This window comes from Paenibacillus turicensis (assembly GCF_017873435.1).
Taxonomy (GTDB): domain Bacteria; phylum Bacillota; class Bacilli; order Paenibacillales; family Paenibacillaceae; genus Fontibacillus; species Fontibacillus turicensis.
The window spans coordinates 14,651-31,442 of record NZ_JAGGKG010000003.1; the positions used below are offsets into that span (position 1 = coordinate 14,651).

At 39.6% G+C, this 16,792-nt stretch carries 11 protein-coding genes; 8 read left to right on the top strand and 3 right to left on the bottom strand.

Going from position 1 to position 16,792, the window contains the following annotated elements; genetic code table 11:
* The first annotated feature begins 316 nt into the window (after positions 1-316).
* Positions 317-1,933: a response regulator transcription factor gene (locus J2Z32_RS04150; RefSeq protein WP_210087917.1), complete on the top strand. Its 1,617-nt coding sequence runs from the start codon at positions 317-319 to the stop codon at positions 1,931-1,933.
* A gap of 32 nt (positions 1,934-1,965) precedes the next feature.
* Here the strand turns inward: J2Z32_RS04150 and J2Z32_RS04155 are convergent, their stop codons facing one another.
* Entirely contained in the window at positions 1,966-2,853 is an 888-nt protein-coding gene (locus J2Z32_RS04155) for an AraC family transcriptional regulator (protein ID WP_210087918.1), read from the bottom strand.
* A gap of 118 nt (positions 2,854-2,971) precedes the next feature.
* Here J2Z32_RS04155 and yicI point away from each other — a divergent pair, with 118 nt between their 5' ends.
* From yicI to J2Z32_RS04180, 5 genes are all read left to right on the top strand, one after another.
* Positions 2,972-5,335: an alpha-xylosidase gene (gene yicI, locus J2Z32_RS04160; protein WP_210087919.1), complete on the top strand. Its 2,364-nt coding sequence runs from the start codon at positions 2,972-2,974 to the stop codon at positions 5,333-5,335.
* 336 nt (positions 5,336-5,671) lie between these two features.
* Complete coding sequence (locus tag J2Z32_RS04165; RefSeq protein ID WP_210087920.1) at positions 5,672-7,456, top strand: sensor histidine kinase; 1,785 nt, start codon at positions 5,672-5,674, stop codon at positions 7,454-7,456.
* 132 nt (positions 7,457-7,588) lie between these two features.
* On the top strand, positions 7,589-8,569 hold the full coding sequence (locus tag J2Z32_RS04170) for an ABC transporter permease (RefSeq protein ID WP_210087921.1): 981 nt from the start codon (positions 7,589-7,591) through the stop codon (positions 8,567-8,569).
* A gap of 13 nt (positions 8,570-8,582) precedes the next feature.
* Positions 8,583-9,482: a carbohydrate ABC transporter permease gene (locus J2Z32_RS04175; RefSeq protein WP_210087922.1), complete on the top strand. Its 900-nt coding sequence runs from the start codon at positions 8,583-8,585 to the stop codon at positions 9,480-9,482.
* Between the two features lie 233 nt (positions 9,483-9,715).
* Positions 9,716-11,431, top strand: coding sequence for an ABC transporter substrate-binding protein (locus tag J2Z32_RS04180; protein WP_210087923.1), 1,716 nt, complete (start codon positions 9,716-9,718; stop codon positions 11,429-11,431).
* Positions 11,432-11,583: 152 nt separating this feature from the next.
* Here J2Z32_RS04180 and J2Z32_RS04185 read toward each other — a convergent pair whose 3' ends face one another.
* Positions 11,584-12,420, bottom strand: coding sequence for an AraC family transcriptional regulator (locus J2Z32_RS04185; RefSeq protein ID WP_210087924.1), 837 nt, complete (start codon positions 12,418-12,420; stop codon positions 11,584-11,586).
* 140 nt (positions 12,421-12,560) lie between these two features.
* Here J2Z32_RS04185 and J2Z32_RS04190 point away from each other — a divergent pair, with 140 nt between their 5' ends.
* Together J2Z32_RS04190 and J2Z32_RS04195 are read left to right on the top strand one after the other, a co-directional pair.
* Positions 12,561-14,594, top strand: coding sequence for a beta-galactosidase (locus J2Z32_RS04190; protein ID WP_210087925.1), 2,034 nt, complete (start codon positions 12,561-12,563; stop codon positions 14,592-14,594).
* On the top strand, positions 14,595-15,563 hold the full coding sequence (locus tag J2Z32_RS04195) for a phosphotransferase family protein (protein ID WP_210087926.1): 969 nt from the start codon (positions 14,595-14,597) through the stop codon (positions 15,561-15,563). It begins immediately after the preceding gene.
* A gap of 131 nt (positions 15,564-15,694) precedes the next feature.
* Here the strand turns inward: J2Z32_RS04195 and J2Z32_RS04200 are convergent, their stop codons facing one another.
* Positions 15,695-16,768 carry a M42 family metallopeptidase gene (locus J2Z32_RS04200; protein ID WP_210087927.1) on the bottom strand — a complete coding sequence of 358 codons (1,074 nt, stop codon included), beginning with the start codon at positions 16,766-16,768 and terminating at the stop codon, positions 15,695-15,697.
* Positions 16,769-16,792: the final 24 nt, after the last annotated feature.

Genomic DNA, 16,792 nt, shown 5'->3' on the forward strand with positions numbered 1-16,792 from the left:
TTCAACCGATAACTATCTAATTCAAGAAAAACAGGCTGTAACAGGGGTCGAAGCCACCCTCTGCACCGTAGCTGCTTTCCTTCGAACTTAGTACTAAATCATAAGCGCCTATCACATTTAGTGATGGGTGCTTTTTTTGCATTAGCATCAAAATAGTGCAACAAGTCAACAGGAAAATGGAAGTTAGCACAGTCAGTATTGCTATAATAGAATTAAAAAAGTGAGATTTAACAGCAAATCTAAATTAAACGTGTTTTACATATAAATGATAATATCTTGAAGCAAATTACATCATTGTACAGGGGGGGAGCTACGGATGATAAAAGTATTAATTGTGGATGACGAGCCAAAGCTACGCGAGGGATTAAAATTTTTTATTGACTGGGAATCCTACGGCTATCTCGTTGTAGATACAGCTGCCAATGGTTATGATGCGTTAAGTAAATATGAACAACACCATCCGGATCTCGTCATTGCCGATATTCGAATGCCAGGTATGGATGGCATACAATTAATTAAAGCGTTACGTGAGAAGGATAATGATTTACATATTTTAATATTAAGTGGTTATGCCGACTTTGATTATGCCAAAAAAGCGATCACTCATCGAGCAGATGGCTACCTGTTAAAGCCAGTAGATGAAGAAGAGTTAATTAGTTATTTAGAAACGATAAAGCAAGCGATAGAGTTAAAGGAAATGTCTACGCAGAGGAATAATACAGCGAAGGAATATAATCGTGAGGCGTTGATTACGAATCTAATTGAACAATCATCGTATTCTCTCTCTAAAAATGAGGATCAATTAACGGAAGACGAGCTTATATTATATGATCAAGCAGACGAGTTAGGGCTGTTGTGGCCTAGCTATCAAATTTTATTGATATCTGTACAATATGAAGATGAATCTGACACAACAACAGCGGCATTGCTGAGAAAAAAGCTAGCTGATTTATTTGAAAAAAGTAATCGTGGATATTGTTTTACAATGCATTCCTTAGTTGGGGTGTTATTAAAGCAACCGCTTGTAGAGGTAGAGCTACAGGAGTTATATACTTATATTGCAGAGATAGTTACACCAGATGCAGCGTACTTTACCGCAGCGATTAGCTCAAAGGGGTACGAGCTTCGCGAGGTGAAGACTTGCTTCGAGGAGGCGAAGGAGCTTCTTCGACAGCATTTTATATTAGACCAAGGCAACATTTTAAGTAATCAGCTTACCAATCAATGTGAGGATCAATATAATGATCAGCTTGATGAGCAGGATACCTCTGAAGCGCTCAGTAAAATAGACACGTTAACCTTCATAGAGAAATTATATTATGCGATTGATATTAGTAATGCTAGTCTAGCGGCAAAGCTAATTCATAGGATCGGTCAATATTTTGTAACAGAGGGCTTTAACGAAAAAATAATTAAGCAACGTTTTGCCGAAATTTTAAATGTAGTATTTACTAAATTTGTACAAAAAAGAAGTGAGCAGGATATAAAAAATGTAGAGTTTAGCGATGCTTTGGCAGAAATTTATGAGGTACGTACTTTACATGAACTATATGAAAAGGCGAATTTGATTGTAAAAGAAATGATGAGCAATATAGGGCAGGAAGGAAAACATCAGGAAGTTAAAATTATGCTTGATCTGATTCAACGTAACTATAGTGACAATTTAAAGCTAGAGACGTTAGCTGGTGTATTTAACTATAATAGCGCATACCTAGGTAAGTTATTTAAAAATGAGACTGGGGAATATTTTAATACTTATGTAGATAAAGTGAGAATTGAAAAGGCAAAGGACTTTTTGGAGCAAGGCTACAAGGTGTACCAAGTCGCGGAAAAGGTTGGCTACACCAATGTAGACTATTTTCATACAAAGTTTCGTAAGTATGTAGGTACTTCCCCCTCCGCTTACCGTAAAGAGTCCGAGGCTTCTAGTTAATTTTTTGCCTCTGTCTCCGGTCCCTTCAACGCTTAGCTGATGCTTTTGCGGAATTCAGAAGGCGAGCAGCTCATCACCTTTCTAAAAACACGAATAAAATAGCTAATGTTATCATAGCCAACTTCAAGCGCAATATCTGATATTTTGCGTTCATCATCACGTAATAAATCAGCCGCTTGTCGGATGCGATACGAGTTAATATAGTCCATTGGCGTTTGGCGAGTCATCGACTTGAAAAATCGACAAAACTGCCCTTCACTCATCGGGATTAAAGCAGCTAGCTCCGCCAGTCGGATTGGCATATTATAATTTTGCTGAATATACACAATGACCGTCTTTAGTCGCTCTATTTTTGAGGATTGGAGGCGGTTATTTATGGTGCGGTTACAGGCGATATCGTTTTTTGCAATCTCGGCTAACATAAAATAGAGATGGCCCTTAATGGCTCCCTCATACCCCGCATGCTGCTGCTCGCAGCAGTCAAAAATCGCCCTAATATGCTGTACTAATTGTGCCCCACCTAAGCTATCTAAAGTAATATGACGAGGAAAGGTCGCTTTGCGCTCCTGTAATGGTAAAATCATATTTTCCTGTACTGCATCATAGTGTGCACTTGCCAAAAAATGAGGGTGGAACACAAACGAACGAAAGGTGCAGCCTACATTACCTAATGGGTGTGCAGCATGAATATCTCCCCCATCGATAAACACCCCTTCTCCTGCTTTAACCGGAAAATAATCGGTATCCACTTGAAATAACGTTTCGCCCTCTACACAATAAAAAAACTCCGCCTCTTCATGCCAATGGCAATCAATCACATGCTCATCTGGACCATAGGTCAGACAATAATGGCTGAAAGGCAGACGTTCATCGCCATGACTCCGACTTTCCTTCAGCGCTCGGCGTAAAGCTTGATCCATATGAATCCTCCTAAAGAATCAAAATAGTGTTATTTATAAAGAGAATAATGTAAGTTCATTTAATATATTATCAGTATAATGCAAGTATGAACAATTTTTGAAGGGGGTACATTTTGATATGAAATTTACGGATGGAAATTGGCTGATTCGAGAAGAGTACAGCTTGTTAAGTGCAGTTCAAGCCTATGATTTTTGGAAGAAGGAAAATATGCTTACTGCATTTGCATCTGGTGCGCCGATAAGAGGACGTGCAGATACGATAAATGGCGCATTGCTAACAGTTCAATTTCACTCTCCATTACCGGGTGTTATCGGCGTAAAATTAATTCATTTTGATGGCGTTGTTGATCATGGGCCTTCCTTTGAATTGAATCTTAGTCATCCCGATGTAGACATTGTAGAAAATGAACAATATGCTCAGCTCACAACTGGCAATTTAAGTGTACGTATTCACAAGGGGCCACAATGGTCTGTTGAATTTTTGCGGAACGGGACAGAGCGGATTACAGGAAGTGGTTTTAAATCGATGTCTCACATTATGGAAAACAACGGAAACGTTTACATGCGTGAGGAATTAGATTTAAGTGTTGGCGAGCTTGTCTATGGGTTAGGTGAACGATTTACGGCACTCATTAAAAATGGTCAGATGGTTGATATTTGGAATAAGGATGGAGGCACAAGCTCCGAACAAGCCTACAAAAATATTCCGTTTTATTTAACGAACAAAGGTTATGGCATTTTAGTGAATGATCCAGGCGCGGTTTCTTTTGAGGTGGCATCTGAAAAGGTGAAAAAGGTACAATTTAGTGTACCTGGCGAATCGCTAGAGTATTTTGTTATTGATGGCCCTGATCCAAAAGGGGTGCTTGAAAAGTATACCGAGCTCACAGGTAAGCCAGCACTTCCACCTGCATGGTCGTTTGGGCTGTGGTTAACCACTTCATTTACGACCAATTATGATGAAGCTACCGTGAATTCCTTTGTAGATGGCATGGCAGAACGTGATTTGCCTTTACATGTGTTCCATTTTGATTGCTTTTGGATGAAGGGATTTCATTGGACTGATTTTAAATGGGATGAGGATGTATTTCCAGATCCTGTTGGGATGATTAGCCGCCTGAAGGAAAAAGGGCTCAAGGTATGTCTGTGGATCAATCCTTATATTGCACAACGCTCTGTTTTATTTGAGGAAGGCAAGGCAAAGGGGTATTTAGTAAAAAAACCAAATGGTGATGTTTATCAGGTCGATTTATGGCAGCCAGCGATGGCGCTGGTGGACTTTACGAATCCTGACGCTTGTGAGTGGTTTGCTGGATATTTGCGTGAACTGGTGGATACTGGCGTGGATAGCTTTAAAACCGACTTTGGAGAACGAATTCCGACAGACGTCGTTTATTATGATGGTGCTGACCCTGTCAAAATGCACAACTATTATACGTATTTATATAATAAGGTTGTATTCGAAGTGCTGGAGCAAAAAATCGGTAAAAATGAGGCAACATTGTTTGCACGCTCAGCGACGGTTGGCGGACAAAAATTCCCTGTGCATTGGGGTGGGGACTGCTATGCGGATTATGAGTCAATGGCAGAAAGCTTACGTGGTGGATTATCTCTTGGCATGTCTGGCTTTGGCTTCTGGAGCCATGATATCGGTGGTTTTGAAAATACGGCGCCTTCCCATGTGTTTAAACGTTGGTTAGCATTTGGTTTATTATCCAGTCATAGCCGCTTACATGGCAGTAGCTCCTATCGTGTGCCTTGGGCTTATGATGAGGAAGCCGTTAACGTAACTCGTTTCTTTACGAAGCTTAAATGTAGCTTGATGCCTTACTTATATGATATTGCAGTAGAAGCCTCACAAAAGGGAGTGCCAACCATGCGCTCCATGCTTCTGGAGTTCCCGAACGATCCAGCGGCAGAGGTGTTAGATCGTCAATATATGTTAGGCGATTCGATTTTAGTTGCACCTGTATTTAGTGAGCAAGGGGATGTAAGCTACTTCTTGCCAGAGGGAAAATGGACTCATTTGCTAACAGGTGATACTGTAGCGGGAGGCAAATGGCGTAAAGAGAACTATGACTTTATGAGTCTTCCATTATTTGTTCGTGAAAATAGCATCCTTGCTATTGGGAACAACAATAACGTACCCGATTACGATTTTGCCAATGAAGTTGAATTGAGGCTATTTGAAATTGCGGATGGTGCAGAGGTATCGCGTAAAGTCCGTAATTTGCAAGGAGAAACAGAGCTTGAGGTTACTGTAACTCGTACAGGGTCTTCCGTGAAGGTAAATGCGACTGGAGTAGGTAAACCATTCTACGTTTCATGTCATGGCTTTGGGTCTATTGCGGAGGTGCAAGCCGCAGTGAGCGAGAATGCCAATAGTGCAAATAATTCTGACAGTGTGAAACTAGATGATGCAGGACGCATTGCAGTTGCGCCATTCTCAGGTGCGATCGAGTTTGACATTACATTGAAATAATAAATTAGTTCCTTTGACAAAGAGTTGTTTTGTGAGCTTGCTGTAGCTTGCAGACAACTCTTTTTATTCAAGTTTTAAGTTCCGTAGCTCCCACCCGCATCGTGGTCTTATATTTTCATCATTTTAATTAGTGGTTGACAACCCACTCCCAGTAGCGGAGGAACAGAGGGATGGTGGAGAAGCGAAAGCGCCCACCTTTAAGGCCCCATTTCTATCACATATAAACAAGATAAATAAGAAAATGGGGACTTAACAGCGGTTGAAACCACCCTCTGTTTCGTAGCTCCCACCAACCTTCGTTGTCAACCACTAATCCGTGAAAAGGAAGGATAACCATTGATCAAAGCCATCGTCCAGCTAACCAACAACCTTAAACTGAAGCATAAGCTTTTTGCCTTGTTTGTACTTGTAGTTCTCATTCCTATATTAATCATTGGTGGAGGAATAACTTATTATTTTAGTAAAGAAGCGACTGATCGGGCCATTTCTCAAGCTAGCAACGATGTTCAAAAAATAAAAAATCAGTTGGCTAGCTTATTTCGTGTGCCGATTTCCATCTCCAATACGCTGATGGTAGATAAAGCTTTAAAAAAGGTCGTGACTACAAATTATACCAATGTGTCTGAGCTGACAAATGCCTATCTAGACTATAAGGAATTTCCGAATTATAAGCGTCTATATCGTGAAATTACGGGGATTCGCTTTTACGTTAATAACCCAACGTTAATTAATAATACTGAAATAATTCCTACTAATCCTTCTATCGTATCGCAAAATTGGTATAAAAGCGTCATGGATCGTAGAGAGATGGGTTGGTTTTATGTTCGCTCTAGTGAGGATACAAGCATTGATAGTTTAAGTCTTGTGCGCCAGCTTTCCTTTCCAGATTATCGGGTTAGCGGTGTCATTATGATTAGCTTAAAGCAAGAGGAGCTGAATCGATTACTATTGCAGGAGCAATTTGACACGATCATTATGGATGAGCAAGGTTTTGTGGTCGCCGCGAAAAATAAAGAGTGGGTTGGTCTTAAGCAAAATCAACTTCACTATGGTATCGATTTAAGTAAGCAAAAAATCGGGGTACATCAGTTAGACATTGAAGGTAAATCCTCCTATATGTTTGTAGAACAGCTTATCCCTGGATACAGCATGAACGGATTAAAAATCATTTCATTTTTTAACACCTCATCGATTATTAAGGAATCAAGAAAGGTGAGTCTCTTTGGTTTGGTGCTGATTTTGCTCGTGCTGATCATAGCTACCTTTTTTGTATACACCGTATCCTTTCTCACCAGTAATAGATTACTTCGCTTAAGCAGGCATCTAAATCGTTTAGCATTAGGGGATTTATCTGTTGTGTCTCGTATCGATGGTAACGATGAGATTGGACAGCTTTCCCGTCAATTTAACTATATGGTTCATAACATTAACGCCTTAATGCAACAGGTTGTAGAAAAAACAGAGCAAAACAACAAGCTGGAGCTTGCCCAAAGAGAAATTAAGCTCAAAATGATGGCAAGTCAGATTAATCCTCATTTTTTATTTAACGCATTGGAATCAATTAGAATGAGTGCCCATCTTAAAGGTGAAAAAGAAATTGCGAACGTCGTTCGTTTACTTGGCAAGCTTATGCGTAAAAATTTAGAGATTGGCAGAGAGTATGCCCCTTTAAAAGAAGAGATTGAAATGATTAACTCCTATTTACACATTCAAAAATTTAGATATGAAGAACGCTTGAATTTTGAATTAGATGTTGATCCAGCTCTATTAAATATGTTATTGCCACCGTTAGCAATCCAACCTCTTGTTGAAAATGCAGTTGTACATGGGCTTGAAAATAAGCCAGAAGGCGTCACGGTAAAATTACAAATCCTTGCTGATTCTGACATCGTAACGGTAAAAGTAAGTGATGATGGACTTGGAATTACACCTGAGCGACTAGAAGAGGTACAGCAGCTTATTACAGATCAAGAGGAGCCAACACGAAGCCGAATTGGATTACGGAATGTGCATCAACGGCTTGTGATGTGCTACGGAGAGCAGGCAGGTTTGCAAATTTGGAGTGTGTATGGAAAAGGTACGAAAATTTCATTTAATATTCCGCGAAGTGAAAATAAATAGGTACAGCAGCATAAATAAAACGCTTTCATAAATCTCTAATTTTTATATGGTTTTGTTTAAAATGTGTTGGGTATTAGTAAACCCTGCTTTCTATTACGATAATTGTATCGTTGAAAGGGGGGGATTGGACTGATGGAAGCGCTAACAGCAAAAGCTGAAACTAAAAATAATAGCGTCATCCCTTTACCGCCTAAAAAGCAGAAAAAAGGGCTGTGGAAAAAAATAGTGCGTCAAAAATACTTATACTTGATGTCCATACCATTTGTAATTTGGGCATTTGTATTTAGTTATTTACCGCTATGGGGCTGGACGATGGCGTTTCAAAATTATAAGCCTGCTAAATCCTTTAGTGAGCAGAAATGGGTAGGCTTTGATAACTTTATCGAATTGTTTCATGATGAACGTTTTTATCTGGTGTTAAGAAATACGTTAGCGATGAGCTGTATGGGATTAATCGCAGGTTTTGTGTTTCCTATATTTTTTGCCATATTTTTAAATGAGCTAGGCGGAAAGTATTTTAAAAGATCGGTGCAAACCGTCTCGTATTTGCCTCACTTTGTTTCTTGGGTTGTTGTTGGGGGGATCGTATCCAAGATGCTTTCCATTGACGGCGGAATCGTAAATGATATTCTCGTTTCACTAAATATTATTAGTGAGCCCATCCAGTTTATGGCGAAAGGCAATTGGTTTTGGGGGATTGTTACCGCGTCTGATGTATGGAAGGAGACAGGCTGGAACGCCATTATTTATTTAGCGGCAATTACAGGGATTGATAAGGAATTGTATGAGGCGGCCAAAGTAGATGGTGCTGGTCGTTTTAGACAAATGTGGAACATTACACTTCCGGGGATTCGCACCACAATTTCAGTTTTATTAATTATGTCTATCGGACACTTAATCGGAATTGGGTTCGAGAAGCAAATGCAGTTAAGCAACTCATTAGTAACGGACTACTCCGAAGTATTAGATCTGTACGCCCTGAAATATGGTATTAATATAGGTCGGTTCTCATACGGAACTGCAATCAGTATGTTCACATCTGTCATTGGAATTACTTTATTGTTAACTTCCAATGGCATTATGAAAAAATTAACGAAAGAAAGCATTATGTAAAGGAGGGAACAGCATGGCAAGTCGTGGGATAGCCTTATCCAAAGGCGATAAAGTTTTTAACGTATGTAATGTAATTTTAATGTGCTTAATCTTAGTTGTGACGTTGTATCCCTTCCTGAATGTATTAGCGATTTCGTTAAATGATTCTACGGATACAGTTCGAGGTGGCATATACTTGTGGCCTCGGGAGTTTACACTGAAAAACTATGAAACGATTTTTGGATACAGCACCTTGATTCAAGGGTTTAAAGTTACAATTTCACGGACGATTGTAGGTACAGTATTAGGTCTGTTAAGCTCTGCGATGTTGGCCTATACGATTAGCCGACCAGACTTTCTTTCTCGTAGATTTGTGTCTAAATTTCTTGCGATCACGATGTATGTATCTGGTGGACTCGTTCCAACCTTCGTCTTGATGCGTCAGCTAGACTTAGTGGGTACATTTTGGGTTTATATTTTCCCAGGGATTGTGAGTGCTTTTAACGTGTTTGTCATCCGTTCATTCATCGATGGCTTACCTTATGCGTTACAGGAATCTGCCAATTTAGATGGGGCAAACGATCTGCAAATTTTCTACAAGGTGATTCTTCCATTATGTAAGCCGGTGTTAGCTACCATTACTTTGTTCCTTGCAGTAGGACAATGGAATGCATGGATTGATACGTATATGTATAACGCAAATAAACCACAGTGGACTACCTTGCAATTTGAACTGATGAAAATATTACAAAGCACCAATCAAGGCGGAAAAATGACAAATGCTAATGACCTTGCAAATCAGATGGCACAGGTTTCACCTGAATCCATTAAGATGGCGATTACGATTGTCGTTACCGTCCCTATCTTGGTCGTGTATCCATTCCTGCAACGCTATTTCGTCGATGGAATGACATTAGGTGCTGTTAAAGCTTAATCCTGTTTTTGTTAAGTGCCCAACCTTCAACCTCCGACGTCTAACTGGCTTGATACAGATAAATCATGCATTTTGCTAGATAGGTGGAGGGGAGGTTGAGCAAAGCTGAATGGTTAAGTCTCTTTTTAAACACAGTATGAAAGCCCTTACTTTAGGGACTGATCACGGTATCAACAGGCATAACCCTGTTATACGATATAGGTTTACAAATATACGCAAGGGGGAACGAAACAATGAAGTGGAAAGGCACAAAAGTAGTAGCTGCAGTTTTATTAACAAGTGCATTAATTATAGGTGGCTGTGGTAATACGGCGAAAAATGATACTGACAAAAACTCAAAGCCGACAAATGAGTCTGCCGCTAAAGACGATAAAAGTCCAATCACATTTACATTTTTTGGTGCGGATGCTAGTCCAAACTGGAATAACATGCAGGACGATATTGGCAAAGTCATTACAGAAAAAACAGGCGTGACCCTTAATGCTGAATTTGACGTAGGTAGTGGTGGGGGAGATAACAAAATTGCTTTAATGGCGGCAACAGGAGAAATACCAGACATTATTTTTCCTAAAGGGAACTTATCTACGTTGGTGGATGCAGGTATGCTGATGGATTTAACGGACCTTATCGACAAATATGCACCAAATATTAAAAAGATTTATGAAAAAGATATGAATCGCCTTAAATATAGCAATGATGATCCTGCGATCTATTCAATTAATACTAACGTTGGAGTCGATAATGTTTCCTTTGATGCTATTGGTGGCTTTGAAATTCAACAACGTGTTTTAAAGGAGCTAGGTTATCCAGAGGTTAAAACTGTGAAGGATTTTGAAAATGTATTAAAGCAATATGTTGCAAAATATCCGACGACAGATGGTCAACCTACCATTCCGTTAACACTGAATGCAGACGATTGGAGAATTATGATTACCGTTACTAACCCTGCGTTCTTCACAACAGGTGCGCCAGACGATGGTGAATATTATGTAGATCCAAGCACGTATGAAGCAAAACTACACTACAAGCGCCCTGAGGAAAAGGAATATTTCCGCTGGTTAAACCACATGTACAACGAAGGTTTACTTGATAAAGATACATTTGTGCAAAAGGATGATCAATATAAGGCAAAAATTGCTTCTGGTCGTGTACTTGGCTTAATCGATCAGGAATGGGGTTATCAGGATGCTGAAAATGCGCTAAAAACAGCAGGTAAGGATGAGTACACCTACGCGCATTTCCCTGTGACAATGGGTCCAGAATTTAAGGATCGTTCCTTCCAGGTTGCAGGCGTGGATGGCTTTGGAATTAGTATCTCGAAAAATGCTAAAGATCCAGAACGTATTATGAAATTCCTTGATTGGTTAGCTTCTGATGAAGGTCAAGTGTTAAGACAATGGGGAGTAGAAGGCAAACATTATAACGTAGTAGATGGTAAACGTGTTGTGCCTGCTGATATCCAAAATCGTAAAGTAAATGATGCAAGTAACTTTAATAAAGAGTCAGGAATTAGCTTGTATCTTGCGTTTGCACCTCGTTATGGGGATGGGGTAAAGGACCCAAGCGGTAACTATTACACCACCAACTTCCCAGAACAAATTATCGAAGGCTATACAGACGCTGAAAAAGAAACATTAAAGGCGTACAATGCAAAAACATGGAAGGATTTATTCCCACAAGAATCCGACTTCCCTGCGAAAGAATGGGGGGCATTGTACAACATGCCAACGCCTACAGATGGGAATTACAACGTGATATACAAAAAAACACAAGATATTATTCGTAAAAGAATACCAGAAGCAATTTTAGCGAAAGCTGCTGATTTTGATAAGCTGTACGATAACTTCCTTGCTGAACTCGATAAAGTAGGGGCAAAGGAAATGGAAGCAGAATATACACAGTTGGTTAAGGCGAGAGTTGCCTTGTTTACAGGTAAGGATGTAAAATAACACCTAATCTTTATGACTGATTTCATTTTTCATAGGTAGTAATAGAGCTTAAAAAAAGATCGCAGATGCTAAAGGACTTCATACGAGATCCTTATGCGTTGCGATCTTTTTTTATAATTAGAGTCCACAGAATTAGAGTTCTCAAATCATATTTAAGCATGAAGGCGCTTGAATTGCTGGGGGGTTACGCCAGTATGCTTACGAAAGGTAGCGACAAAGTGACTGCTATCTCTAAAACCAGTAGCATTAGCGATTTCCGCAACGGTTCGCTGTGATTCACTTGCTAGCTTTTCCTTCGCTTTGTGAATTCGCATTTGTACAAAATAAGTATAAGGTGCTAAATGAAAGGTAAGATGAAATAGTTTACTTAAATGTCTACCTGAAATGCCTAATACCTCTGCTAAATCATCAAGTCCTACATCTGGATTAGCATAGTTTGCTTCCATCCATTTTAATAATGGCGTGAGCTTTTCCATATTACGTGAAAATGAATTGCGATTATCTTGACTTAGCTTGCTTAAATATCCAAGAAAACGATAAAGCTCTACAGAGGTTTCTAAACCAAAACGATCATCACTTGTTTGATCAATTTGAGTTAACATTGTACTAATGCTTGGTGCAAATGGAGAATGAGCATCCCAATTGAAAATCGCAGGCTCCTTAATATTAAAGGCACTAAGAATTTGGCTTACCGTTGTTCCGCCAAAGGTTAGATAATAGGTGCTCCATATTTGCGAGGTGTTAGCCTTATAGTGATGTGGTAGATTTGGTGGTAATAAAATACCACTATGAGGTTTTAAAACAATTTCAGTCTCCTCATAATATAACATCCCCTCGCCTTCTTCACATTGTAGCCAATGATACCATGGATACCCTTGGGGACGAATAATTTTTTCTTGATTAGGATTATATCCGATGCTTTCTATGAGCAAGGGAAGCTTCAGGTTGCCAGCAGGGGAAAACGCAAATCTGCGCATCGCTTTCGTCATGTATAGCTCTCCTTATTTTAAATTCAAAATTAGTTCCATATTATTATATTTTAAAACAAATATATTATATATAACAGTAACAAATTAAAGATTAGAATGGTAATATAATTATATTTTTTAAAAAGGATGTGTTCGAAATCATGATTAATAATAAGTTACCAAAAATTTGGTATGGTGGCGATTATAATCCAGAGCAATGGGACGCACAGACATGGCAAGAAGACGATCGTATGTTTAAACTAGCAGGGATCGATGTGGCTACAATTAACGTATTTTCATGGGCAATGATTCAGCCAGATGAGGAAAGTTATGATTTTTCATTTTTAGATGAAACGATGGATCGTCTATATAACAATGGTACGTATATTTGTCTAGCAACAGGAACAGCGGCACACCCTGCTTGGATGGCAAAACGTTACCCCGATGTACGCCGAGTTGATGTGCAAGGAAGAAAGCGCAAATTTGGAGGCAGACACAATTCTTGTCCGAATAGTCCAACTTACCGTAAATATGCAACTAAATTAGCAGGTAAACTTGCTGAACGCTATAAAGACCACCCAGGCTTATTAATTTGGCACGTTTCTAATGAGTATGGAGGTTATTGCTATTGTGAAAATTGTGAAGCTGCTTTTAGAGTGTGGCTGAAGCAACGTTACGGTAGCATTAAAGAGCTTAATAAAGCTTGGAACACTGCTTTTTGGGGACATACCTTTTATGATTGGGATGAGGTTGTAGCACCAAACGATTTGAGTGAGGAATGGGCAGGCGGGCGTACAAACTTCCAAGGTATTTCTCTAGACTATCGTCGGTTTATGTCATACAGCCTCCTTGATGTATACAAGCTGGAATACGACGAAATTAAAAAGCATACACCAGACATTCCTGTGACGACAAATTTGATGGGTACGTATCAAGAGCTAGATTATTTTGAGTGGGCAAAACATTTAGATGTTGTGTCATGGGATAACTATCCTTCATTAGATACGCCAGTGAGCTATACAGCGATGACACATGATTTGATGAGAGGGGTTAAGCATGGTCAGCCATTTATGCTCATGGAGCAAACACCAAGCCAACAAAACTGGCAAGCCTATAATTCATTAAAGCGTCCAGGCGTAATGCGGTTATGGAGCTATCAAGCTGTGGCGCATGGTGCGGATACGGTGATGTTTTTCCAATTACGTCGTTCCATTGGTGCTTGCGAGAAGTATCATGGAGCTGTAATTGAGCATGTGGGACATGAGCATACACGTGTATTTCGGGAGTGTGCTGAGCTAGGTCAAGAGTTAGTCACATTATCTGATTCTATTTTAGACGCTAGAGGTAACGCTAAGGTAGGCATTATTTTTGACTGGGAAAATCGTTGGGCAACAGAGCTTTCAAGTGGGCCTACGATCGCGTTGAATTACGTAAGTGAGGTTCATAAATATTATGATGCGTTATTCCAGCAAAATATTGAAAGTGATATGGTTGGCCTAGAAGCTGATTTCAGTCAATATAAGGTCATTATCGCACCTGTGATGTATATGGTGAAGCAAGGTTTTGCTATAAAGGTAGAGGAGTTTGTTGCGGCAGGTGGGACATTTATTACTACCTTCTTTAGCGGAATTGTAAATGAAAATGATCTGGTTACAACAGGCGGATATCCTGGAGAGCTTCGTTCCTTGTTAGGCATATGGGCCGAGGAGATTGACGCGTTATTCCCAGAACATAAAAATGCAATTGTGATGAATAAAACGTGGGGAGCTTTAAAAGATTCCTATGAATGCGGTTTATTATGCGATATTATTCATAGTGAGGGTGCAGAGATTCTCGCTGAATATGGCGATGATTTCTATCAAGGTTCACCTGTGCTAACAGTGAATAATTTTGGTAAAGGGAAGGCTTATTATGTGGCTACAAGTCCTGAGCCTGCATTTTTACAAGGCTTGTTAGCAAATGTGTGTGAAGAACAAAATATTAAGCCATTAGTCCATGCCCCTACAGGACTAGAATCAACCCAGCGTGTTAAAAACGGTGAATCATTCCTATTTTTACTTAATCATAATGCAAATGATGTTCAGGTGGAAATTGGAGAGGAGACCAGAGTTGATTTACTCACAGGTCAGGCTTATTCAGGACAAGTGACTGTAACGGGACGTGGTGTAATGATTCTGAAAGGAGCAGCACAATAGTTGGATAACGCAATTAAACCCGTGCTTAACGAAAAACAGCTTAGCGACATTATTACCTTTGTGTTTGGTGCAAAAGCAGGTGGATTTACGGCAACTGAATTAAAAGATGGTTTTTTTAACAGTGCTTATGCGATTACTTTAGAGCAGGGAAATCGTTATGTGCTCAAATTAGCTCCACTTGATAACAGTGGGTTTATGCGTTATGAGCACAATATGATGCAGACAGAGGTTGAAGTGCTTCGGTTATTACGTGAAAAAACGGATGTACCTGTACCACAGGTGTATGCCTATGAAACGTCTTCTCCAGTGTATGATAGCTCTTTCTTTGTTATGGATTTTATAGAAGGTGATTCATATTACAAGGTGAAGGATGCTTTACCTGAAGTTGAGCGTGAACGCATTGAGCAACAGCTTGGTTTTTTTACTGGTCAGATTAATAGCTTACGTGGACAACGCTTTGGATATTATGCGCTTGAGGAGATGCAAGGCGACAACTGGTCCAATGTATTTTTAAGCATGATCGACAGCTTAATGTTGGATGCAGACCATAAAGCTGTGAAACTACCTGCATCGGCTGATGAAATTACGGCGATATGTAAACGCTTCATACCTAGTTTAGATGAGGTGAAGATTCCCTCCCTAGTGCATTGGGACCTATGGGAAGGTAACATTTTTGTGAAGGATGGACAAATCGTTGGAATTATAGATACGGAGAGAGCGTTGTGGGGAGACCCACTCATGGAGTATTATTTCCGTTCATTTATTCAATCACCCGCACATATGAAAGGATATGGAAAGGAATTTTTTACCGAATCTGAGACACAACGTATTCTGATGTATGATTTGTATTTAGCGCTTATTCTTCATATTGAATGTACGTACAGAGGTTATACCAATGAGAAACATATTAATTGGGCAAAAGGCCATTTGCAGCGGACATGGGACTCTGTTTTGGCTGACATCAAATAATATACCCTTTTATTAAAAAACGATGCTTTTCCGTCTGCTTTATTTTTATAAAGTGATGGAAGGCATCGTTTTTTCTAATAAATATAGATAATATCTAACGATAGCTAATCATTCTTTACTTACTGTAACTATTAGCTACGCTCTAAAATTGTATTTAATGTTGTTTGGTCTAAGCCACGTACAAGCTGAACTAGCAATTCTTTAGCAGCAGCATAATCATCTGTATGAATTATCGATGAGGATGTATGAATGTAACGAGAGCAGATGCCAATAATTGAAGAAGGTACACCTTTTCCACTAACATGAACCTGTCCTGCATCTGTTCCACCTGGAGATACAAAATATTGATATTTTACTTTATGTGTATCCGCTGTATCCTGAATATATTCTAAAAGTCCACGGTGGGTAAGCATCGTTGGGTCATAAATCCGTAATAAAGCACCTTCACCAAGCTTACCAAATACATCCTTACTTCCCATCATATCATTGGCAGCACTAGCGTCTAAACCCAAGAAAATGTCCGGTTGAATAAGGTTGGCAGCTGTTCTTGCTCCACGTAGCCCAAGCTCCTCTTGTACTGTTGCGCCACAATATAAGGTGTTAGGTAATTTTTCTGTATGCAGACGTTCCATGAGTTCAATCGCAAGACCTACACCATAACGATTGTCCCATGCTTTAGCCATAATTTTTTTTGGATTAACAAGCGGAGTGAATTCGCAGATTGGGACAATTTGTAGTCCTGGTTTGATACCATGACGCTCTGCTTCCTCTCTACTGTCTGCACCGATGTCTAAATACATCGTTTTAATATCTGCAGGCTTGTTGCGGTCTGCTTCTTGAAGCAAGTGAATTGGAGTTGAACCCACTACCCCGATAACAGGACCATTTTCAGTAATTATTTGTAATTTTTGTGATAATACGGCTTGACCCAACCAACCACCAAGCGGTTGGAAATACACCATTCCATTATCACTAATTCTTGTTGTCATGAAGCCAACTTCATCCATGTGGCCAGCAACCATGACCTTAGGTCCTGCTTCGTTCCCACGTAACACACCAAATAAGCTTCCTAAATTATCTTGCACAAACTCATCCGTATAAGCCGCTAGCTTTGTTTTCATAAAGCTCCGTAATTCGCGTTCAAAGCCGGGAGCAGATGGAAATTCAGTTAAGGTTTTAAATAATTGCAACGTTTCTTGATTCATATTTATTCCCTTCCTTCCTTACAA